General features: G+C 73.0%; 19 protein-coding genes and 1 pseudogene. 3 read left to right on the top strand and 17 right to left on the bottom strand.

Annotated features, from left to right (window positions below):
* Position 1: 1 nt before the first annotated feature.
* The 16 genes from Saso_RS29320 to Saso_RS29395 form a co-directional block, all read right to left on the bottom strand.
* Positions 2–850 carry a TatD family hydrolase gene (locus Saso_RS29320; protein WP_189925909.1) on the bottom strand — a complete coding sequence of 283 codons (849 nt, stop codon included), beginning with the start codon at positions 848–850 and terminating at the stop codon, positions 2–4.
* Positions 850–1,542: an EboA domain-containing protein gene (locus Saso_RS29325; protein ID WP_189925907.1), complete on the bottom strand. Its 693-nt coding sequence runs from the start codon at positions 1,540–1,542 to the stop codon at positions 850–852. Before Saso_RS29325 ends, Saso_RS29320 begins: the two co-directional genes overlap by 1 nt.
* A complete protein-coding gene (locus Saso_RS29330; protein ID WP_189925905.1) occupies positions 1,539–2,618 on the bottom strand; it encodes a sugar phosphate isomerase/epimerase family protein in 1,080 nt (359 codons plus the stop codon). The genes Saso_RS29325 and Saso_RS29330 overlap by 4 nt, the downstream gene beginning before the upstream one ends.
* Positions 2,615–3,652, bottom strand: coding sequence for an SCO3242 family prenyltransferase (locus tag Saso_RS29335; RefSeq protein ID WP_189925903.1), 1,038 nt, complete (start codon positions 3,650–3,652; stop codon positions 2,615–2,617). Before Saso_RS29335 ends, Saso_RS29330 begins: the two co-directional genes overlap by 4 nt.
* A 236-nt stretch (positions 3,653–3,888) precedes the next feature.
* Positions 3,889–5,109 carry an inositol-3-phosphate synthase gene (locus tag Saso_RS29340; protein ID WP_189925902.1) on the bottom strand — a complete coding sequence of 407 codons (1,221 nt, stop codon included), beginning with the start codon at positions 5,107–5,109 and terminating at the stop codon, positions 3,889–3,891.
* 106 nt (positions 5,110–5,215) lie between these two features.
* Entirely contained in the window at positions 5,216–6,568 is a 1,353-nt protein-coding gene (locus tag Saso_RS29345) for a ThuA domain-containing protein (RefSeq protein ID WP_189925900.1), read from the bottom strand.
* 64 nt (positions 6,569–6,632) lie between these two features.
* Positions 6,633–7,640 (bottom strand): sugar phosphate isomerase/epimerase family protein, encoded by a 1,008-nt coding sequence (locus Saso_RS29350; protein ID WP_189925898.1) that lies wholly within the window; start codon positions 7,638–7,640, stop codon positions 6,633–6,635.
* 22 nt (positions 7,641–7,662) lie between these two features.
* On the bottom strand, positions 7,663–8,871 hold the full coding sequence (locus Saso_RS29355) for a Gfo/Idh/MocA family protein (protein WP_189925896.1): 1,209 nt from the start codon (positions 8,869–8,871) through the stop codon (positions 7,663–7,665).
* Between the two features lie 455 nt (positions 8,872–9,326).
* Positions 9,327–10,385, bottom strand: a complete 1,059-nt coding sequence (locus Saso_RS29360) for a substrate-binding domain-containing protein (protein WP_189925894.1) — start codon at positions 10,383–10,385, stop codon at positions 9,327–9,329.
* Between the two features lie 17 nt (positions 10,386–10,402).
* On the bottom strand, positions 10,403–11,419 hold the full coding sequence (locus tag Saso_RS29365) for an ABC transporter permease (protein ID WP_189925892.1): 1,017 nt from the start codon (positions 11,417–11,419) through the stop codon (positions 10,403–10,405).
* Positions 11,416–12,957 carry a sugar ABC transporter ATP-binding protein gene (locus Saso_RS29370; RefSeq protein ID WP_189925890.1) on the bottom strand — a complete coding sequence of 514 codons (1,542 nt, stop codon included), beginning with the start codon at positions 12,955–12,957 and terminating at the stop codon, positions 11,416–11,418. Before Saso_RS29370 ends, Saso_RS29365 begins: the two co-directional genes overlap by 4 nt.
* A gap of 131 nt (positions 12,958–13,088) precedes the next feature.
* A complete protein-coding gene (locus Saso_RS29375; RefSeq protein WP_189925888.1) occupies positions 13,089–14,270 on the bottom strand; it encodes an ROK family protein in 1,182 nt (393 codons plus the stop codon).
* A gap of 214 nt (positions 14,271–14,484) precedes the next feature.
* Entirely contained in the window at positions 14,485–15,162 is a 678-nt protein-coding gene (locus Saso_RS29380) for a GntR family transcriptional regulator (protein WP_189925886.1), read from the bottom strand.
* A 245-nt stretch (positions 15,163–15,407) separates the two neighbouring features.
* On the bottom strand, positions 15,408–16,355 hold the full coding sequence (locus Saso_RS29385) for a beta-ketoacyl-ACP synthase III (protein ID WP_189925884.1): 948 nt from the start codon (positions 16,353–16,355) through the stop codon (positions 15,408–15,410).
* 181 nt (positions 16,356–16,536) lie between these two features.
* Complete coding sequence (locus Saso_RS29390) at positions 16,537–16,674, bottom strand: MFS transporter small subunit (RefSeq protein WP_189925882.1); 138 nt, start codon at positions 16,672–16,674, stop codon at positions 16,537–16,539.
* Positions 16,640–17,974, bottom strand: coding sequence for an OFA family MFS transporter (locus Saso_RS29395; protein ID WP_189925880.1), 1,335 nt, complete (start codon positions 17,972–17,974; stop codon positions 16,640–16,642). Before Saso_RS29395 ends, Saso_RS29390 begins: the two co-directional genes overlap by 35 nt.
* A 126-nt stretch (positions 17,975–18,100) precedes the next feature.
* Between Saso_RS29395 and Saso_RS38975 the strand changes: the two are divergent.
* From Saso_RS38975 to fdhD, 3 genes and pseudogenes are all read left to right on the top strand, one after another.
* Positions 18,101–18,331 (top strand): annotated as a pseudogene (locus Saso_RS38975) (oxidoreductase); the annotation flags it as partial.
* 93 nt (positions 18,332–18,424) lie between these two features.
* Complete coding sequence (locus tag Saso_RS38980; RefSeq protein ID WP_307822356.1) at positions 18,425–18,580, top strand: hypothetical protein; 156 nt, start codon at positions 18,425–18,427, stop codon at positions 18,578–18,580.
* Between the two features lie 7 nt (positions 18,581–18,587).
* The gene (gene fdhD / locus Saso_RS29405) at positions 18,588–19,439 is read left to right on the top strand and encodes a formate dehydrogenase accessory sulfurtransferase FdhD (protein ID WP_189925878.1); all 852 of its coding nucleotides are present in this window, start codon (positions 18,588–18,590) and stop codon (positions 19,437–19,439) included.
* 98 nt (positions 19,440–19,537) lie between these two features.
* Here fdhD and Saso_RS29410 read toward each other — a convergent pair whose 3' ends face one another.
* Entirely contained in the window at positions 19,538–20,065 is a 528-nt protein-coding gene (locus Saso_RS29410; RefSeq protein WP_189925876.1) for an isochorismatase family protein, read from the bottom strand.
* Positions 20,066–20,092 lie beyond the last annotated feature (27 nt).

A 20,092-nucleotide genomic window follows, 5' to 3' on the forward strand; every position in this document is an offset into this window, starting at 1 on the left:
CTCACTCCCCGCCGCGCAGCACGGAGTTGCCCTCGTGGGTGGACCCGGGGGCGGTGACGTCGAGGGTGAGGCGGCCGCTGAGGCCGTAGAAGGCGCAGGGGTTGCGCCACAGGACGAGATCGACGTCGTCCTCGGTGAAGCCCTCCGCGAGCATCAGGTCGGCGACCCGGCGGGTCTTGAGGGGGTCGCTCCTGCCCCAGTCGGCGGCGGAGTTCACGAGGACCTTGTCCGGGCCGTACATGCGGAGGATCTCGACCATGCGGCCCTCGTCCATCTTCGTGTCGGGATAGACGGAGAAGCCCAGCCAGCAGCCGCCGTCCTTGGCCTCCTTCACGGTCGTCTCGTTGAGGTGGTCGAGGAGCACCCGGTCCGGGGGCAGGGCGGACTCCCGGACGACGTCGAGGGTGCGGCGCAGCCCGGCGAGCTTGTCGCGGTGCGGGGTGTGCACCAGGGCGGGCAGGGCGTGGTCGGCGGCCAGCTGGAGCTGGGCGGCCAGGGCGGTGTCCTCGGCCGGGGTCATCGAGTCGTAGCCGATCTCACCGACCGCGACGACGTGGTCCTTGACGAGATAGCGCGGCAGCTCGTCCAGGACGGCGGCGCAGCGCGGGTCGTTGGCCTCCTTGGGGTTGAGGGCGAGCGCGCAGTGATGGGCGATGTCGTACTGCGCCGCCCGGAAGGGTTCCCAGCCGAGGAGCGCGTCGAAGTAGTCGAGGAAGGAGGCGGCCGAGGTGCGGGGCTGGCCGAGCCAGAAGGACGGCTCGACGACGGCACGGACACCGGCGGCGCGCATCGCCTCGTAGTCGTCGGTGGTGCGCGAGGTCATGTGGATGTGGGGGTCGAAGATGCGCATCAGGACTCCTTGCCGTGGGGGGAGGGTGTGCCGGGGTCGGCGAGGGCCAGGACGCGTCGCAGGTCCCGGGAGAGCGGCCGGCCCGCGGCCGTGCGTTCGTCGGCGTGGTCGGCCAGCATGCGGGCGAGTTCGCCGTCGGCGCGGGCGCGCCGTTCGAGGTCCACCACCTCGTCGACGGGCACGCCGACGAACAGGCACTTCAGGACCGCGTGGCGCCACGCGTGGGCCTCGAGGTGGCGGGCGGCGTAGGGGCCGACGGCTGCCGAGAGGAGGCGGGTGTCGTGGGTGCGCAACGCGTCCTCGACGAGGGGAAGGGCTTCGGGCCCGGGCACCAGGTGGGCCAGGGCGTGCAGGACCGCGCGGCGTTCGTCGGCGGTGCCCTGGAAGTAGACGCGGGACATGTCGTCCAGGTCGGCACGGGCCGCGCGCAGGACGAGGACGCGGGCGGCGTCGGCGTACCGGCTGCCGCAGCGGCGCCCTGCCTCGGCGAGCCGCAGCTCCCACACCGGGAGGGGGCCGTGGGTGCCCGGGTGGGTCGCGGCGTCGTCGAGCGCCTGCCGGAGCCACACGCGGGCGCTCGGGTCCAGCTGCGACTCCAGACGGCCGTGGATCGTGTCGAGGGGGGTCCGGGCGAGGGCGGTGCCCTGGAGTTCCGCTTCCTGGTCCGTCGGGGCGGCCTCGGGACGGGTCACAGCGTGCTCCCTTCGGGGGTGGCGGAGGGCTCGCCCGGGGTGACGGCGGGGTCCGTGCCGGGACCGGCGCTCGTACCGTGGCCTGCTGCCTCGCCCGCGAGGCCGGCGGTGCGCGAGGAAGCGGGCAGGGGCTGCCGGCCGGAGGGGCCTGCCGCGCGGACGGACGCGGCCGCGCGGTGGAGGAACGGGAGGGAGGTCTCGGCGTGGTGGGGGCCGGCATGGGAGTGACGGGGCAGTTCGACCACCGTGAGCCCGCGGTAGCCGGTGTCGGCCAGCGCGGCGAGGACGGGCGGGAAGTCGATCTCGCCGTCGCCGAAGGGGAGGTGCTCGTGGACGCCGCGGCGCATGTCCTCGATCTGGACGTGGCACAGCCAGGGGGCGGCGGCACGCACGCAGTCGGCGGGCGGCAGCGGCTCCAGGCACTGGCAGTGCCCGATGTCCAGGGTGAGTCCGAGGAACGCCGGGTCTCCCAGGGTGCGCCGCAGCCGGTGGAAGTCGGCGAGGGTGCCCAGGAGGTGACCGGGTTCGGGCTCCACCGCGAGGGGCACACCGGCCGCCGTCGCGGCGTCCAGGACGGGGGCGAGGGTCTCGGCCAGGCGCTGCCACGCGGTGTCCGGGTCCGTTCCCGGCGGAAGGGTGCCGCTGAAGCAGTGCACGGCGTGGGCGCCGAGGTCGCCCGCGATCCGGACGGCGCGCAGCAGCAGGTCGACGCGGCGGGCCCGGTCGTCGGGTTCGGGGTCCAGCAGCGAGGGGCCGTGCTTGCGGCGCGCGTCGAGGACGTAACGGGCCCCGGTCTCGATGGTGACGCCCAGCCCCAGCGCGGTCAGCCGGCGGCCGATGTGCCGGGTGCGGGCGGCCAGACCGGGGGCGAACGGATCGAGGTGCATGTGGTCGAGGGTGAGTCCGAGACCGTCGTAGCCGAGGTCGGCGAGGAGGTCCAGGGCGTCGTCGAGGCGGAGGTCCGCGAGTCCGTTGGTGCCGTAGCCGAAACGGAACGGGGGCCGGGGCGGCGGGGCGCTCCCGTGCGGGTCCGTCTCCCACCGGCGGTCCCCGCTGCCTGCGTGGCCGAGGTTCATGTGACGCTCACCCGCCTCGCGAGCCGCCGGGCGACCGGCGCCAGGGCTGCCGTGAGCACCGCGCCGGCAGTGGCTCCGGAACGGGCCATGAGCGCGGCCTGGAGGGGGATCATCGCCCGTATGCCCGCGCCGACGGCCCGTTGGGTGAGAGGCGCCGACGGGTTGAGGGCGGCGTGCGCATAGGGACGGGCCGTGGTGCCGGCGTAGGCGGCGGCCAGCGCCGCGGTCAGCGGGGCGGACAGCGGCTCGGACAGCGGCACGGACGGGTGGAGCGCGGAGCGCTGCCCTTCCCGGCCCGGCAGCGTCCGGAGGAGGTGCGCCGCCCGGACGGGTGAGAGCGGACCCGGTGGGCTGCCGGCCCGTGGGCCGCCCACCCGTGGGCCGGCGGTCGGGGGTCGCCGCAGCCACCAGGTCAGGCCGGCTGTCGTGGCCAGGGCCGCGAGGGCGGGCGCCGGGGTGCCTCCGCGGGTCTCCTGACGGGACAGGGTCGTGATCGCGAACGTGTGCGTGGCCAGCAGCCCGGCGGCGGGAAGGGCCGGACGCGTACGGCCCGCGGTCGCCGAGGCGCCGAGGAGGAGGTCCAGACCGCGGGCCGCCGCCATGGCGAGGGGACCCACCGGCTTGTGCTTCAGGACCAGGTCGTAGGACCAGACCGTGGCCGCGAGGGGTGCGGCCACCGCCAGTGCCGGGCGTCCCGCCCGGCCCGCCAGGGTGAGACCGGCGGCGGTGAGGGCGCAGGCCGCCGTGAACGCGGCGGCGGGGCTCACCCGGCCGGAGGGAAGGGGACGGTGAGGGCGTTCGACGGCGTCCTCGGCACGGTCCGCCCAGTCGTTGAGGACCATGCCGGCCTCATAGAGGCAGACCGAGGATCCGATGGCGAGCAGGGTCCGGTGGTCGGGCCGCGCGGCGACCGCCGCCGCGCCGGCCAGCGCGTCGCCGGGGACGGTGAACAGGGCGGGCAGTCGCAGCAGTTCGGCCCAGGCAGCCGCCCGAGCCCACCGGTCCTGCGCCCGATCCCCCTCGGACGGGTGCACCTCCGACCGGCCCTCCTTCGACCGGCTGCCCTCCGACCGATCTCCCGGCGACCGGCTCACCTCCGACCGGTTCACCTCCGGTCGGCTCACCTCCCGCCGCGTCTCCCCGGGACGCTCCTCCCCCGGACGCCCCTCCTCCGGAGGCCCTTCCTCCGCCCCGCCGGCGTCGGGCCGGTTCGGCGTTTGCCGGACCGTCGTGGGGGCGTTGGGCACCGCGTCCGCCTCTCGTGCTTCGCTCATGCCTGCCCGCCGCCCTGAGCCGCCGGGCGATCGTGTCGCGTCCCGGGAGGCATCCCGGGAGCCGTCCCGTTCCCGTCGTGCCCGGTGTCCGGTGCCCGGACCTCGCTCAGCCGCAGGGCGAACCGCTCCAGTTGCGCGTGCTGCTCCGCCAGGGACGGCGGCGCGTCGCCCACGGGGTCCTTGAAGAAGAAGGCGAGTTCGGCGAGCGGGCCGGACAACCCGGCCTCGTGGGCCCGGGCGGTGAGGCGGGCCAGATCGAGGACGAGGGGCGCGGCCAGCGCGGAGTCGCAGCCCTGCCAGATGGTCTGGAGGACCATGCGGGTGCCCAGGAAGCCGTCGAACGCGACGTGGTCCCAGGCGGTCTTCCACTCCCCCAGTGCGGGCACGTCGTCGATGTGGACCCGGCCCTCGGGCACACTGCCCAGGGTGTCGGCGAGGACGCGTTCCTTCCCGGCGTTCTTGGCCTCGGCGGCCGCCGGGTCGGCCAGGGCCGCTCCGTCGCCGCCGCCCAGCAGGTTGGTGCCGGACCAGGCCCGGACCGCGAGCGCCCGCTGGGCGAACATCGGGCCCAGGACGGAACGCAGCAGCGTCTGGCCGGTCTTGCCGTCGCGGCCGGCGTACGGCAGCCCGCTCGACTCCGCCGCGGACGCCAGCGCCGGGTGGTGCAGCCCGGTCGACGGGGTGAAGTTCACGTACGGGCAGCCGGCCCGCAGGGCGGCGGCCGCGTAGAGCGAACTCGGCGGCAGCGCGGTGCCGGTCGCCGCGGGCTCCGTGGAGGCCACGTTCACCACCACGGCCCGGGCGAGACCGCACCGGCGCATGAAGTCCCGCAGGTCCGCGGCGAACGCGTCGATGAGTTCCTCGTCGCCGCGGGTGTCGCCCGGGAGGGGACCGCCCGGTCGGATCTCCTGGTCGGCCCGGGTCAGTTCCGCTTCGACCGCCGCGGGCAGGCCCGGCGGGAGGACGCCTCCGGCCGCGAGCTGTTCGGCACGCTTGGGCAGCGGGCAGTCGGTGGTGTCGTGTCCGCCGAAGACGAGGCAGGACAGGGCGGGCAGGCCGCTGCCGGCGAACGCGGGCGCCTCGGTGACCAGGCCGGTCGGCGGGTTCAGGCCGGCCGTGAGGGCTGCGCAGCCGGCGATCACGGTGGTGGCCACGGAGCCGCGGGCTCCGATCAGCCAGACGCCCACTCGCGGGGGGTGGGAAGGGGACACGGACATGGGAAGCCTCCTTGTCGTGCGCGGACTTCGCGGCCGAGGTGGCGGCGCCGCGAAGCGTCGGGGTGGTGACGGCGGGCGGTGGTCCGGCTCCCCCGCCCGCCGCCGTTCAGTGGCCCTCGACGGGCAGTTCCTTGATGCGGAGGTGGCGGAAGGACACCTGGTCGTCGGCTCCGTGGTTCTGGAGGCCGAGGTGTCCGTCGCGCAGGCTCCGCGCCGGGTCGGTGTTGGTGAAATCGTTGATCTTCACGCCGTTGAGCCAGACGCGCAGGCGTTCGCCCTCCACACGGATCTCGTAGGTGTTCCACTCCCCCGGCGGGTTCAGCGCGCGGTCGCGCTCGTCCAGGTCGGCCGACCGGAAGCCGTAGACGGCGCCGGTGGTCTTCTCGGGGACGTCGGTGGTGTCGATCTGGATCTCGTAGCCGTGGTCCACCGCGGACCACGGGTCGTCCGACGGCGGGAATCCGACGAACACCCCGGAGTTGTCGTCACCGGGGTCGCCGGGGCCGCCCGCCGTGGTCCTCCAGTCGAGCTTCAGGGAGTACGCCCCGAAGGACCGGCCGGCGTACCAGAGCAGTCCCATGCCGCCCGACGACGTCAGCGTGCCGTCGTCGGAGAGGGTGAAGGAGCCCGGTCCGGCCTGCCGCCAGCCGTCGAGGGTGGTGCCGTCGAAGAGCGGCCGGTACCCGTTCTCCGGGCGGCAGTCCGCGTGGACGTCGGCGACGGCGTACCGGATGCCGCCCAGGAGGTGGGCGCGGAACGCCGGGTCCGCGTAGGACTCCTTGGTGTGACCGGCCCCGGTGTAGAAGGCGCGGCCGCCCTGGTAGGTCCGGCACCAGGCGATCGGGTGGTCGCCGTCCATGGTGCCGCCGGTGTACGAGTCCTCGTCGAGCGAGGCCAGGACATGGACGCGCTCACGGGGGTTCGTGCGGTAGTCGTACCACTCGTCGGTGCGGTTCCAGGTGGGGCCGAGGCCCGAGGTCGCCGGGTGGGCCCGGTCCTCGACGACGACGGCGGCCGGCTGGACCGCCGGGTGGGACCGGAACCAGGCGCCGACGAGACCGCCGTGGAACGCCCAGTCGTACTCGGTGTCGGCTGCCGCGTGGACTCCCACGAACCCGCCGCCGTGGCGGATGTACGTCTCGAAGGCCTTCTGCTGGGCGGCGTCGAGCACGTCTCCGGTCGTCGACAGGAAGACGACGGCGTCGTAGCGGCGCAGGTTCGCCGGGGTGAACGCGCCCGCGTCCTCGGTGGCGTCGACCGTGAAGCCGGCCGTCGCGCCGAGTTCGCGTACCGTCGTGACGCCGTCGGCGATCGAGTCGTGCCGGAATCCGGCGGTCTTGGAGAAGACCAGGACGTGTCTGCCGTCGTGTGCCGGGTGCGGGGCGGCGGGGCTCGCGACCCCGCCGAGGAGCAGCGCCGCTCCCGCGGTGGCAGTCGCCGCCAGACGGGTCGTACGCATCACGTTGCCTCCGTTCAGCCGGTGGTGAAGGGGGTGGGGTGGCGCGTGTCGTCGGTCGGCCCGGCTACGTCGGCCCGGAGCCGAACGCCGCGTCGAAGGAGGCGGACGGCGGCTCGAAGTCGTAGGCCCGCAGGCGGGTGAGGGCCTCGGGCGCGCCTTGGAGGCGGTCCATTCCGGCGTCCTCCCATTCCACGGAGACCGGGCCCCGGTAGTCGATGGAGCGCAGCATGCGGAAGACGTCCTCCCAGGGCACGTCGCCGTGTCCGGCGGAGACGAAGTCCCAGCCGCGCCGCGGGTCGCCCCACGGCAGATGGGAGCCGAGCCGCCCGTTGCGGCCGTCCAGCCGCTTGCGGGCCTCCTTGCAGTCCACGTGGTAGATCCGGTCCCGGAAGTCGTAGAGGAAGCCCACCGGGTCCAGGTCCTGCCAGACGAAGTGGCTGGGGTCGAAGTTGAGGCCGAAGGCCGGTCGCCGGCCGATCGCGTCGAGGGTGCGTACGGTCGTCCAGTAGTCGTAGGCGATCTCGCTGGGGTGGACCTCGTGCGCGAACCGCACGCCCTGCGCGTCGAAGACGTCGAGGATCGGGTTCCAGCGTTCGGCGAAGTCCTCGTAGCCGCGGTCGATCATCGCCTCGGACGCGGGCGGGAACATGGCGACCAGGTGCCAGATGGCGGAGCCGGTGAAACCGATCACCGTGTCCACGCCGAGGGCGGCCGCGGCCCGCGCGGTGTCGGCGATCTCGGCGGCGGCCCGCCGCCGGACGCCCTCCGGCTCGCCGTCGCCCCAGATGCGCGCGGGCAGGATGGCCCGGTGCCGCTCGTCGATGACGGCGTCGCAGACGGCCTGGCCCACCAGGTGGTTGGAGACGGCCCAGCACTTCAGGCCGTACTTGTCGAGGAGCCGGTGCCGGGACTCCACGTATCCGGGATCGGCGAGCGCCTTGTCGACCTCGAAGTGGTCACCCCAGCAGGCGAGTTCCAATCCGTCGTAGCCGAAGTCCCGGGCGAGGCGACAGACCTCCTCCAGGGGCAGGTCGGCCCACTGACCGGTGAAGAGTGTGAACGTACGCGGCATGCTCCAGGCCCTCCTCGGGGTTTCAGCCAGCGATCGGCGTGTAGACGGAGTTCTTGGCGGCGCTCTCCTCGACCGCCGCGAGGACCCGCTGCACCTGGAGCCCGTCGGCGAAGGAGGGCTGCGGGGCCCGGCCCTCGGCCACCGCGTGCACCAGGTCGCGGATCTGGTGCACGAAGGTGTGCTCGTAGCCGAGGGCGTGACCCGGCGGCCACCAGGCGTCCAGGTACGGATGGTCGGGTTCGGTGACGAGGATGCGGCGGAAGCCGGCGTGGGTACCGGGCTCGGTGCCGTCGTGGTACCAGAGTTCGTTGAGGCGTTCGAGGTCGAAGGCCAACGAGCCTCGTTCGCCGTTGAGTTCGAGGCGCAGGGCGTTCTTGCGGCCGGTGGCGAACCGGGTCGCCTCGAAGGAGGCGAGCGCCCCGGAGGCGAACCGGCCGGTGAACAGGGCGGCGTCGTCGACCGTGACGGTGCCGATGCCGCCGGCGGAGGCCGCGCTCAGGCCGCTGGTCGGGCCACCGGGCAGCGGTCGCCGCCGTACGAAGGTCTCGGTGAGCGCCGACACGCCCGCGAGCCGCTCCCCCGACAGGTGCTGTGCGAGGTCGACGATGTGTGCGCCCAGGTCGCCGAGCGAGCCGGATCCGGCGAGCTCCCGGCGCAGCCGCCAGGTCAGCGGGAACTCCCGGTCGACGAGCCAGTCCTGGAGGTAGGTCACGCGGACGTGGCGCAGGGCGCCCAGCCTGCCGTCGGCGACCATCCTGCGGGCCAGGGCCGTCGCCGGGACACGGCGGTAGTTGAAGCCCACCATGGCCAACTGACCGCGCTCGTAGGCCGCTTCGGCGGCTGCCGCCATCGCCAGCGCCTCTTCGACGCTGTTCGCGAGGGGCTTCTCGCACAGCACGTGCTTGCCTGCGGCCAGGGCCGCGGTGGCGATCTCGGCGTGCGAGTCGCCGGGGGTGCAGATGTCGACGAGGTCGACGTCGTCCCGGGCGATCAGCGCACGCCAGTCCGTCTCGGTGGCCGCCCAGCCGTGCCGGTCCGCCGCCGACCGCACGGCAAAGGGGTCGCGTCCGCAGAGCACGGCGAGGACCGGGCGGCGGGGAAGGTCGAAGACCCGGCCCGCCGTGCGCCAGCCCTGGGAGTGGGCGGCACCCATGAAGGCGTAACCGACCATCCCCACCCGGAGCGGCGGCTTGCCGGCCTCCGGTCCCGCTGACTGATGCGGCTGTTCCATGCGGTTGTCCTCCTAGTCGTCATGGCACGACGCCCGACCCCGTCACGGGCCCGTCCCCCCCCCCGTCCTCGGCCCGGGCGCCCCCGGCCGCCCCACAGCCCCCGAAGCCCCGCCCGCGGGACGGCCCGGAACCCGGCTCCGGCCGGCCCGCCCGAGCCGCGGATCCGCACTCCGGTCCCGATCCGGCCCGGAGCCGGGTCCGAGTCCGACCCTGGGCTCCGGCCCGAGTCCGGCCGCAGACAGCGGTCCGGCACCGGGTTCGGATCCGGCACCGGGTTCCAGTCCGGGTCCGGCTCCAGGCCCCGGCCCGGGTCCGGCTCGGGCTGCCGACCCGGTGCGACCCGGTGCGACCCGAGCTCGGATCCGCGTCCGGGTCCGGGGGCCGACCCCGGACCCGGACCCGGCTCGCGGTCCCCGCCGCGGACGCGGCTCGCGGATGCGGATCGCGGGCCCGTCTACTTGAAGCCCGTGGACATGTACTGGTCGACGTTCGTCTTGTCGACGACCGCCGAGTAGAGGGTGATCGACGCGGGGATCTCGAACTCGGCGAGGCCGCCGACCCCCTTGCCCTGGCCGAGGGCGCGGGCGAGGTCGATGGCGGAGGCGGCCATGGTCGGCGGATACAGGACGGTGGCCTTCAGGACCCCGCTGTCCTGCTTGATCGCCTGGAACGCGGCGAGCGCGCCCGCGCCGCCGACCATCAGGAAGTCGTCGCGTCCGGCCTGGTCGATGGCGCGCAGGGCGCCCACGCCCTGATCGTCGTCGTGGTTCCACAGCGCGTCGAACTTGGGCTGTGCTTGCAGGAGTTGGGCCATCTTGGCCTGCCCCGACTCGACCGTGAACTCGGCGGCCTGCCGGGCGACCTTCTTGATGTTGGGGTAGTTCTTCAGGGCGTCGTCGAAGCCCTGAGTGCGCTGCTTGGTGAGCTCCAGGTTGTCCAGGCCTGCCAGCTCGATCACGCGGGCGTCGGACTTCCCCTTGAGCTTCTCCCCGATGTAGTGCCCGGCGTTGAGGCCCATGCCGTAGTTGTCGCCGCCGACCCAGCACCGGTAGGCCTGCGGGGTGTTGAAGATCCGGTCGAGGTTGACGACCGGGATGCCCGCCCGCATCGCCTTCAGGCCGACCTGGGTGAGGGCCTTGCCGTCCGCGGGCAGCACCACCAGGACGTCGACCTTCTTGTTGATCAGGGTCTCGATCTGGCCGATCTGCTGGGCGGTGTCGTTGGAGCCCTCGGTGATCTCCAGGGTCACGTCGGAGTACTTCTTCGCCCGCGACTTGGCGTTGTCGTTGATGGCGTTGAGCCAGCCGTGGTCGGCCTGCGGGCCGGCGAAGCCGATGGTGACCGGCTTGCCGGGCTTGTCGTCGGCGGCCGGCCGGTCGTTCGCGGCCGGCTCCTCGTCCTTGGATTCATTGCTCGTGCAACCCACGAGAAGAGTGCCGGCGGAGACGGCGGCCCCGAAGAGCATCCCTCTGCGACTGGTGAGGCGGTGTGCGAAAGGTGTCGGCTCTGGCATGGCGGTGAACCCTTTCCTCAGGTCGTGCTCGCGGTACGGCGCTGGACCAGCACGGCGGCGACGATGATCGCGCCCTTGGCGATCTGCTGGACGTCGCTCTGCAAGTTGTTCAGGGCGAAGATGTTGGTGATCGTGGTGAAGATCAGTACGCCGAGCACGGAGCCGGTGATGGTGCCGCGGCCCCCGCTGAGCAGGGTGCCGCCGATGATCGCGGCCGCGATGGCGTCGAGTTCGTAGAGGTTGCCGTTGGTGTTCTGGCCCGAGCCGGAGAGGATGATCAGCAGGAAGGCGGCGATGCCGCAGCACAGGCCGGACAGCAGGTAGAGGTACAGCCGCTGGCGGCGCACGTCGATACCGGCGAGCCGGGCGGCCTCCGCGTTGCCGCCGACGGCCACCGTGCGGCGGCCGAAGGTGGTGCGGTTCAGCACCAGCCAGCCGATGACCGTCACGATCGCGAAGACGATCACGAGGGGCGGGACCCCGAGCACATAGGCGTCCCGCTCGCCGAGGTCGAGGACGCTCTCCACGCTCACGATCTGCGTGCGGCCGTCGGTGATCTGGAGGGCCAGGCCGCGAGCGGAGGCGAGCATGGCCAGGGTCGCGATGAAGGGCACCATCCCGCCGTAGGCGATGAGCAGGCCGTTGACCAGGCCGCAGCCCACCCCGACGATCATCGCGGTGAAGAGGATGCCCAGGAATCCGTAGTCCTGGGTGGCGACGGTGGTCGCCCACACGGACGCCAGCGCGACGATCGCCCCGACGGACAGGTCGATGCCGCCGGAGGTGATGACGAAGGTCATCCCGACGGTGACGACACCGATCACCGAGCCCTGGGTGAGCACGAGTTGCAGGTTGCGGGTGTCGAGGAACTCGTCCGGCTTGGTGATCCCGCCGATCAGGACCAGCACGGCGAGCACACCGAGCAGGGACAGGGTGCGGACGTCGGCGCGGCCGATCGCGGCGCGCCAGGCGGGGAGCGGGACCTGCGGCACCTTGCCGGTGCCGTCCCGCGGTGGGGAGACGGGCTGCGTCATGACGCCGGGCTTCCTTCCATGACGAGATCGAGGACGCGGTGTTCGTCCAGTTCACGGGCCGGCGCCGTGTGGACGACGTGGCCCTCGCGGAGCACGAGCACGCGGTCGGCGAGGCCGAGCACCTCGGGGACCTCGCTGGAGACGAGCAGGACGGCGAGGCCTTCGTCGGCCAGCCGGCGGACCACCGCGTACAGTTCGGCGCGGGCGCCGACGTCGACGCCGCGGGTCGGCTCGTCGAGGAGCAGGACCCGGCAGCCGCGCAGCAACCAGCGGGCCAGGACGGCCTTTTGCTGATTGCCGCCGGAGAGCGCGCGCACGGGGACGGCCGGGTTGTCGGGGCGCAGGGAGAGTTCGCGCGTCGCGGCCCGCGCGGCCTCGCGTTCGGCGCGGCGGTCGATCCAACCGCCGCGGGAGAAGCGGGACATGGACGACACGGAGACGTTGCGGGTGACGGACTCCAGCATCAGCAGGGCCTGCGCCTTGCGTTCCTCGGGGGCGAGCCCCAGCCCTGCCCGCACGGCCGCGCGTACGCTGCCGGGTCGCAACGGGCTTCCGTCGACGAGGACATGGCCGGCGCTGGGCCTGCGCGCTCCGTAGATCGTCTCCAGGATCTCCGAGCGTCCCGAGCCGACCAGTCCGGCGAGTCCGACGATCTCTCCGGGGCGCACGGCCAGGTCGAGCGGGGCGAACTCGCCCTGCCGGGCGAGCCCGCGCACCTCCAGCAGCGGCGCCCCGCCCGGTACCGCGTCGTCGCCGCCGCCCGCGTCGGCGGGCCGCCGCTCGGGGAAGACGTACTCGACGTTGCGTCCCGTCATCAGCGCGACGACCTCACGGGTGGGCGTCGTCTTCGCGGGCAGCCCGCCCGCCACCGCGCGGCCGTCCTTGAGCACGGTCACGCGGTCGCCGATGCAGCGGATCTCCTCCAGGCGGTGCGAGATGTACACGACGGCCACGCCGTCGGCGGTCAGGTCGCCGACGATGCGGAACAGGTTGTCGACCTCGTCGGGGTCGAGGGCGGCCGAGGGTTCGTCCATCACGATGAGCCGTACGTCGTGCGAGAGGGCCCGCGCCATGGAGACGATCTGCTGCTGCGCCGCCGACAGCTCGCCCACCAGCCGGGCGGGATCGATCTCGGTGTGCCCGAGCCGTTCGAGCAGGGCCGTCGTCGCCGCCCGCGCCGCCTTGCCGCGGACGACGAATCCGGCGGTCGTGGGCTCATGGCCGAGGTGGACGTTCTCGGCCACCGACAGGTGTTCCACCAGGTCGAGTTCCTGGTAGATGGTGGCGACGCCGAGGCGCATCGCGGCGATCGGGGAGCGCAGGGTGACCGGTTCGCCCTGCCAGCGGATGGCACCGTCGTCGGGCTGGTGGGCGCCGGCGAGGACCTTGATGAGCGTGGACTTCCCGGCGCCGTTCTGGCCCAGCAGGCAGTGCACCTCACCGGCCTGGACCGTGAGGTCGACGCCGTCGAGCGCCCGGACTCCGGGGAACGACTTGGTGATGCCGGACATGCTGAGAAGAGGCTGTTCTGTTGCCATGCGGGTTCCCCTCGGCGGGCGGGCGGGCCGGTGTCAGGGCGAGCTCGGGGCAGGAGGAGCGGAACGGACGGTGGTCCCGGGCAGGGCGGGGCGGCACTCCGTGCGGACGAGATGCGTGCGGCGGGTGGGGCTTACGCGGGTGAGAACAGGTGGTCGCTGATCAGCCGGGCCGCGCCGATGACGCCGGCGGTGGGACCCAGCTCACCCAGCACGATGGGCAGGTTGCCCGTGGCGAGCGGCAGTGACTGGCGGTACACCTGGGTGCGGATCGCGGCGAGCAGGGTGTGACCGAGGCCGGTCACCCCGCCGCCGATCACCACCAGGCCGGGGTTGAAGAAGGAGACGAGTGCGGCGATGACCTGGCCGACGCGGTTGCCGCCCTCCCTGATCATCTCCAGGGAGGTGGCGTCCCCCGCGGCGGCCGCGGCGGCGACGTCGACGGCCGTGAGGCCGCCGTTCATGGCCAGCCGTGCCGCGAGTTCGGCCGAGAGTCCCTGCTGGGCGGCGTCCACGGCGTCACGGGCCAGGGCGGCGCCGCTGAAGTAGGCCTCCAGGCAACCGCGGTTGCCGCAGGCGCACGGACGGCCGTCGGGCACGGCCTGGATGTGCCCGATGTCGCCCGCGCTGCCGGTCGTGCCGCGGTAGACCTGGCCGCCCACGACGATGCCGCAGCCGATACCGGTGCCGATCTTGACGCAGAGGAAGTCGCCGACGGTGCGGGCGACTCCCGCGTGCTGCTCCCCCATCGCCATGAGGTTCACGTCGTTGTCGACCATCACCGGGCAGCCCAGTTCCTGGCTGAGCGCCTCCCGTACGGGGAAGCCGTCCCAGCCGGGCATGATCGGCGGTGCGACCGGTACGCCTTCGGGGAAACGGACCGGACCGGGTACCCCGATGCCGGCGCCGTCGAAGCCCTCGGCGAGTCCCGTCGCCCTCAGCTTCGCGGCCATGGACAGGACTTGCTCGAAGACCGCGACCGGCCCCTCACGTACGTCGAGGGGCTGGTTGAGGTGTCCGAGGGTCTCCAGTTCGGCGTTGGTGACGGCGACGTCCACCGAGGTCGCGCCGATGTCGACGCCGAGGAAGCGCAGGTCCGGGTTGAGCCGGACGTTGTGCGAGCGGCGTCCGCCGCGCGAGGCGGCGAGTCCGTCGGCCACGACCAGTCGCGTGTCCAGGAGCCGGTCCACCTCGACGGCCAGTTTGGACCGTGACAGGTCGATCCGGTCGCCCAGCTGGGCACGGGAGTTGGGGCCGCCGTCCCGCAACAGCCTGAGCAGACGGGCCTGATGGGCGTTCGCGGGTCGTGCCGTCATGCGCCTCACGAACCCCTCCCCGCCTCGGTCCGGCCGCCAGTGTCGGGCTTTCGAAGGGAACGTAGCAGTGCCTGCCGCACCTGGGAAGAAGGAGTGCGCGGATTACCGTCGGCTTTTCCCACTCACAGGACAAAGGGTGTCGCGCGGAGGGGCCGGCGGACCGCGGCGGGCGAACGGGCCGCAGGCTCCGCGGAGTCGGGCGGGAGCGCCGGAGTCAGGGTTTGGGGCGGTCGAGGTAGGAGCGCCGGGTGTGCTCGGTGTGCTCGCGCATCAGCCGGGTGGCCAGCTGCTCGTCGCGGGCGGCGATCGCGGCGATCAGGTCGCGGTGCTCGATCCAGGACTGCTGGCCGCGCTGCCGGGCGACCGGTGTGTAGTACCAGCGCACCCGGCGGTCGACCTGGGCGGCGAGTTCGGCCAGTACGGCGTTGCCCGCGAGTTCGATGACCTTCGTGTGGAAGCGGGCGTTGAGGGCGACCGCCGCGTCCACGTCGTCGCCCGCCACGGCCAGCAGTCCCTGTTCGAGGATCTCCTCCAGCGCCTCGACGCCCGCCCGGTCGGCGTGCGCCGCCGCGAGCCGGGCGGCCTCCGCCTCCAGCAGCGTGCGCACGGTGAGGAGCTGGTCCGCCTCGTCCTCGGTCGGCTCGTGCACGAAGGCGCCCTGGGCGGGCCTGAGGTCCACCCAGCCCTCGGTGTTGAGCCGTTGCAGCGCCTCGCGCACCGGTTGCCGCGACACCCCGAGGTGGCCGGCCAGCTCGCTCTCGACGAGGTGCTGGCCGGGCTGGAGGGCGCGGGTGGTGATGAGTTCGAGCAGCGCCTCGTAGACGCGGTCGCGCAGCGGGCCGGGCCGTTCGAGTCTGGGCACCGCACCCTGCGGCAGTCCTGGCGACAACATCGGTCGGTCCCCCTCCTGGGCAACACCGGTCGACCGTGGCCGGAGGGCCACGTGGCGATCGACGTACCCGGCCGCCGTGGCCGGTGGACCGGCCGCGGCCGGTGCCGGTGGTCCGCAGCCGGGTATCGATTGTCTTTCGTCTACAGTCTACGGCGCACAGGAGCCAGGGCCGGGCGCGGTCGATCGCGTCACACTATGCCGCGCGCACCGGCCTCGGGGGGACGATCCCGGTGCTCGCCTCCCGCTCACGGGCAGCGGACGACCTGACCGGCGTAGGACAGGTTGCCGCCGAAACCGAACAGCAGGACCGGATCCCCGGTGGAGATCTCGCCGCGCTCGACGAGCTTGGAGAAGGCGAGCGGGATGCTGGCGGCGGAGGTGTTGCCCGATTCGGTGACGTCCCGCGCGACCACCGCGTTGACGGCGCCGATCTTCTGCGCGAGGGGTTCGATGATGCGCAGGTTCGCCTGGTGCAGGACGACGGCGGCGAGGTCCTCGGGGCCGAGGCCCGCCCGCTCGCAGGCCTTGCGCGCCAGCGGCGGCAGCTGGGTGGTGGCCCAGCGGTAGACGCTCTGCCCCTCCTGGGCGAACCGGGCCGGCTGTCCCTCGATGCGCACCGCGTGCCCCATCTCGGGCAGTGAGCCCCACAGCACCGGCGAGATGCCGGGCCCGGTCCCGTCCGGACAGGCCTCGACCACGGCGGCGCCCGCTCCGTCGCCGACGAGCACACAGGTGGTGCGGTCGCTCCAGTCGGTCACCTCCGACATCTTGTCGGCGCCGATGACCAGGGCCCGGGTGGCGGCGCCGGCGCGGACGGTGTGGTCCGCGGTGGCCAGCGCGTGGGTGAAGCCGGCGCAGACGACGTTGACGTCCATCGCCGCCGGTCCCGGGATCCCCAGCCGGGCGGAGACCCGGGCGGCCATGTTCGGCGAGCGGTCCACGGCCGTGGAGGTGGCGACCAGCACGAGGTCGATGTCGCCCGGGGTGAGCCCGGCCGCCGCGAGCGCCTTGGCGGCGGCGTGCGCGGCCAGCTCGTCCACGGGCTCGTCGGGGCCCGCGATGTGGCGGGTACGGATGCCCACCCGGCTCCTGATCCACTCGTCACTGGTGTCGACCAGGCCCGCCAGATCCTCGTTGGTGAGCACCTTGGCGGGCTGGTAGTGGCCGACGGCGGCGATGCGCGAGCCGTTCATCTGGGGGGTCCCCTCGTTGCCTTGGGTAGCGGGATCCACCAGTCTGATCAGTGACTCACGGGTACGAGGGCGCGTGAAGCGACAGGAATCGGGCCCCCTGGTTGTCGGCTTCCCCATAGCCCTCGGACGCACGGGCAACCGCCGAACACGTACCCGCCGCACACCCGCCCCACGGGCACCGCTACCCGGTGAACAGCTGCGTCGCCTTCCGCACCAGTTCGTACAGTCCGTAGGCGAGCGGGGCGCCCACCCACAGCCAGGCGAGGGCGATCAGCGGCCGCCGGTCAGGCCGCGGACTCGGGCTGCTGTCGTTCGGCATCGGTGGCCTCCCTCTGGGCGGGGACGTGGTGACGGGCGTGGACGGGCCGGACGAGTTCGTTGGCGACGAAGCCGACGGCCAGCAGCCCGATCATGATGAACAGGGACAGGGTGTACAACGACGAGCCGTGCTTGCCCGCCTCCTCCTGGCGGTCGGCGATCCAGTTCACGATGAGCGGGCCGAGCACGCCGGCGGTGGACCAGGCGGTGAGCAGCCGCCCGTGGATCGCGCCGACCTGGTAGGTCCCGAACAGGTCCTTCAGATAGGCGGGGACCGTCGCGAAACCGCCGCCGTAGAAGGAGAGGATCACCAGCGCGCACAGGACGAACAGGGGTTTCGACGAGTCGCCGATCAGCGCGATGAGGGCGTACATCAGGGCGCCGACGCCCAGGTAGACCCGGTAGATGTTCTTGCGTCCGATCAGGTCCGAGGTCGAGGACCAGCCGATCCGGCCGGCCATGTTCGCGGCGGACAGCAGGGCGACGAACCCGGCGGCGGCGGACACCGAGACCGGGGTCGAGGTGTCGGCGAAGAAGTCCTTGATCATCGGGGCGGCCTTCTCCAGGATGCCGATGCCCGCGGTGACGTTCATGCAGAGCACGACCCACAGGCACCAGAACTGCGGGGTGCGCACCGCAGTTCTCGCCGACACCTGCACCCCCTGCCCGACCGGCGATCCGCTCGTCGCCGTTCCCGCACCGCGGGGCACCCGGACCAGCAGCACGCCCAGCGTCATGAACACGGCGTACGAGAGTCCGTGCACGAGGAAGGCGAGGGCGATGCCGGAGCTGTCGGAGCCGAACGACTCCAGCATCTGCGCGGACCAGGGCGAGGCGATGAGGGCGCCGCCGCCGAAGCCCATGATGGCGATGCCGGTGGCCATGCCGGGGCGGTCGGGGAACCACTTGATCAGCGTGGAGACCGGCGAGATGTAGCCGATTCCGAGGCCCGTCCCGCCGACGAAGCCGTAGCCGAGGACGATCAGCCAGTACTGCTCGGTGGCGGCGCCGAGCGCGGAGATCAGGAACCCGGACGTGAAGCAGACCAGGGCGACGGTCATCGCCCAGCGTGGCCCGTTGCGCTCGACGAGCGTGCCGCCGAACGCGGCGGACAGGCCCAGCATCACGATGGCGAGCTGGAAGGGCAGCGCGCTCTGGGTGCCGCTGAGGCCCAGGGCGGATTCCAGCGGGGGCTTGAACACGGACCACGCGTAGGCCTGGCCGATGGAGAGGTGGACCGAGAGGGCGGCCGGGGGGACGAGCCAGCGGCTCCAGTCGGCCGGTGCGACAGGGGGACTCATGAGTCCTGAACGGTAGGAACCGGTGCGGGTGTTGGAAAGGAGCCGGGTCGACCGTATGCGGTGAACGGTATCCAGGCTGCGCCGAACGGTCGGATCCACCGGTGCGCCCGGCCTGCCGGCCCGGTCCTCAAGGCCCACGCGTACGCGGCGTGCGGGCCGCTGATCGAGCCGCTGCTGCACGGCTCCACGGCGGTGGTCGCCGCCCAGAACGGCATCCCCTGGTGGTACTTCCACCGGCACGGCGGCCCCTACGACGGTCTGCGGGTCACGAGCGTGGACCCGGACGGCGCGGTCAGTGCGGTGCTCGCGCCCGAACGGGCCGTCGGCTGCGTGGTCTACGCGGCCACCGAACTCGAGGTGTGCCCGACCGGAGCGCTGTCGTTCCGGTCCGAGTACGACCGGCGGGCGGCCGGGAACCGGGACGAGTCGGCGCAGACCCGGACCACCACCGTGTGCGCGTACTGCGGGGTGGGCTGCAACCTCACACTCCATGTGCAGGACAATGAGATCGTGAAGGTCACCTCACCGCGCGACAACCCGGTGACCCACGGGAACCTCTGCATCAAGGGCCGCTTCGGCTACCAGCACGTACAGAACCGGGGCTGATCACGACATGGGACGAGTCACCGAACGACGCAAAGTGATCCGGATCAGGGACGGAGCGGTCTCCGCGCGGCCGGACACCCTGGTCGCCGAGGAGCCGCTGGAGATCCGGCTCGACGGCAAGCCGCTCGCCATCACCATGCGCACGCCGGGTGACGACTTCGCGCTGGCCGCGGGCTTCCTGGTCAGCGAGGGCGTGCTCGCCTGCGCGTCGGACCTGCTGAACATCGTCTACTGCGCGGGGGCGACGGGTGACGGCGGCGCCAACACGTACAACGTGGTGGACGTCCGCACGGCGCCCGGCGTGAAGATCCCCGACATCACCCTGGAGCGCAACGTCTACACGACGTCGTCGTGCGGGCTCTGCGGCAAGGCGAGCCTGGACGCGGTCCGGACGGCCACCCGCTGGCCCATCGCCGACACTCCCCCGCTCCGGATAGCGCCCGCGCTCCTCACGAGCCTGCCGGACCGGCTGCGTGAGGCCCAGCGGGTCTTCGACCGGACCGGCGGGCTCCACGCGGCCGCCCTGTTCTCCGAGGAGGGCGAACTGCTGGACGCGCGCGAGGACGTGGGCCGGCACAACGCGGTCGACAAGCTGGTCGGCCGTGCGCTTCAGAACGGCGACCTGCCCCTGTCGCGGACGATCCTGATGGTGTCGGGCCGGGCCTCGTTCGAGCTGGCCCAGAAGGCCGTGATGGCGGGCATCCCGGTGCTCGCGGCCGTCTCGGCGCCCTCCTCCCTGGCCGTGGACCTGGCCGCCGAGACCGGACTGACCCTGGTGGGCTTCCTGCGGGGCAGCTCCATGAACGTGTACGCGGGCGAGGACCGGATCACCCTGCGGACCGCGGCCGCCCAGGGCTGACCCGGCTCCCCGCGGCACGGCGGCGGGGCCGCGAACGGCGGGGAGCGCCCCCTGCGCCGCGAGGGCCCCGCCTCGACCCGTCCCGCCCCGGTGGCGCCTCAGCCGCTCGTGAAGCGCACGTCGGCCGTACGCGTCACGGTGCCCAGCCGGGGGAAGTCCAGCTTCACCGACGCCTCGTGCTCGGCGCCGGTGAGAGCGGACATCGCGTCCTCGACGAAGACGAGGTCGTACCCGAGGTCCCCGGCCGCCCGGGCGGTGGACTCGACACCGAGGTTGGTGGCGATGCCGGCGAGGACGAGCGTCGTCACCCCGCGTTCCCGCAGCAGGTCGTCCAGCCCCGTTCCCTGGAAGGCGCCGATCGTCCGCTTGACGATCTCCACATCGCCGTCCCGCCGGAGCCCTTGCACCAGCGCGCTGCCGGGCGGTTGTTCGGCGACGCCGGGACGCTCGACGCGGACCAGGACGACGAGCGCGCCCGCCGACCGGAAGGCCGACGCCAACTCCTCGGCCGCGGTGAGCACTTCGGTGCCTTTGCGGGGTTCCAGGGGCAGCGCGACGATGCGGTCCATCAGATCGACGAGGATCAGGGCGCTGCGCGCGGGGGCGAGGGGGAAAGCTGCGGTCATGACAGAACGTTATCCGCCGTCAGCCGT

Source organism: Streptomyces asoensis (genome assembly GCF_016860545.1).
In the GTDB taxonomy this organism is placed as follows: domain Bacteria; phylum Actinomycetota; class Actinomycetes; order Streptomycetales; family Streptomycetaceae; genus Streptomyces; species Streptomyces asoensis.

What these genes read in the sequence shown, in the direction of transcription:
- Saso_RS29380 (WP_189925886.1), bottom strand. Translation starts at nt 15,162, where the DNA reads ATGTTGTCGCCAGGACTGCCGCAGGGTGCGGTGCCCAGACTCGAACGG.
- Saso_RS29365 (WP_189925892.1), bottom strand. Translation starts at nt 11,419, where the DNA reads ATGACGCAGCCCGTCTCCCCACCGCGGGACGGCACCGGCAAGGTGCCG.
- Saso_RS29385 (WP_189925884.1), bottom strand. Translation starts at nt 16,355, where the DNA reads ATGAACGGCTCGCGCATCGCCGCCGTCGGCCACTACCAGCCCGCCAAG.
- Saso_RS29340 (WP_189925902.1), bottom strand. Translation starts at nt 5,109, where the DNA reads ATGTCCGTGTCCCCTTCCCACCCCCCGCGAGTGGGCGTCTGGCTGATC.
- Saso_RS29390 (WP_189925882.1), bottom strand. Translation starts at nt 16,674, where the DNA reads ATGCCGAACGACAGCAGCCCGAGTCCGCGGCCTGACCGGCGGCCGCTG.
- Saso_RS29370 (WP_189925890.1), bottom strand. Translation starts at nt 12,957, where the DNA reads ATGGCAACAGAACAGCCTCTTCTCAGCATGTCCGGCATCACCAAGTCG.
- Saso_RS29345 (WP_189925900.1), bottom strand. Translation starts at nt 6,568, where the DNA reads ATGCGTACGACCCGTCTGGCGGCGACTGCCACCGCGGGAGCGGCGCTG.
- Saso_RS29375 (WP_189925888.1), bottom strand. Translation starts at nt 14,270, where the DNA reads ATGACGGCACGACCCGCGAACGCCCATCAGGCCCGTCTGCTCAGGCTG.
- Saso_RS29410 (WP_189925876.1), bottom strand. Translation starts at nt 20,065, where the DNA reads ATGACCGCAGCTTTCCCCCTCGCCCCCGCGCGCAGCGCCCTGATCCTC.
- Saso_RS29355 (WP_189925896.1), bottom strand. Translation starts at nt 8,871, where the DNA reads ATGGAACAGCCGCATCAGTCAGCGGGACCGGAGGCCGGCAAGCCGCCG.
- Saso_RS29395 (WP_189925880.1), bottom strand. Translation starts at nt 17,974, where the DNA reads ATGAGTCCCCCTGTCGCACCGGCCGACTGGAGCCGCTGGCTCGTCCCC.
- fdhD (WP_189925878.1), top strand. Translation starts at nt 18,588, where the DNA reads ATGGGACGAGTCACCGAACGACGCAAAGTGATCCGGATCAGGGACGGA.
- Saso_RS29320 (WP_189925909.1), bottom strand. Translation starts at nt 850, where the DNA reads ATGCGCATCTTCGACCCCCACATCCACATGACCTCGCGCACCACCGAC.
- Saso_RS29330 (WP_189925905.1), bottom strand. Translation starts at nt 2,618, where the DNA reads ATGAACCTCGGCCACGCAGGCAGCGGGGACCGCCGGTGGGAGACGGAC.
- Saso_RS29350 (WP_189925898.1), bottom strand. Translation starts at nt 7,640, where the DNA reads ATGCCGCGTACGTTCACACTCTTCACCGGTCAGTGGGCCGACCTGCCC.
- Saso_RS29360 (WP_189925894.1), bottom strand. Translation starts at nt 10,385, where the DNA reads ATGCCAGAGCCGACACCTTTCGCACACCGCCTCACCAGTCGCAGAGGG.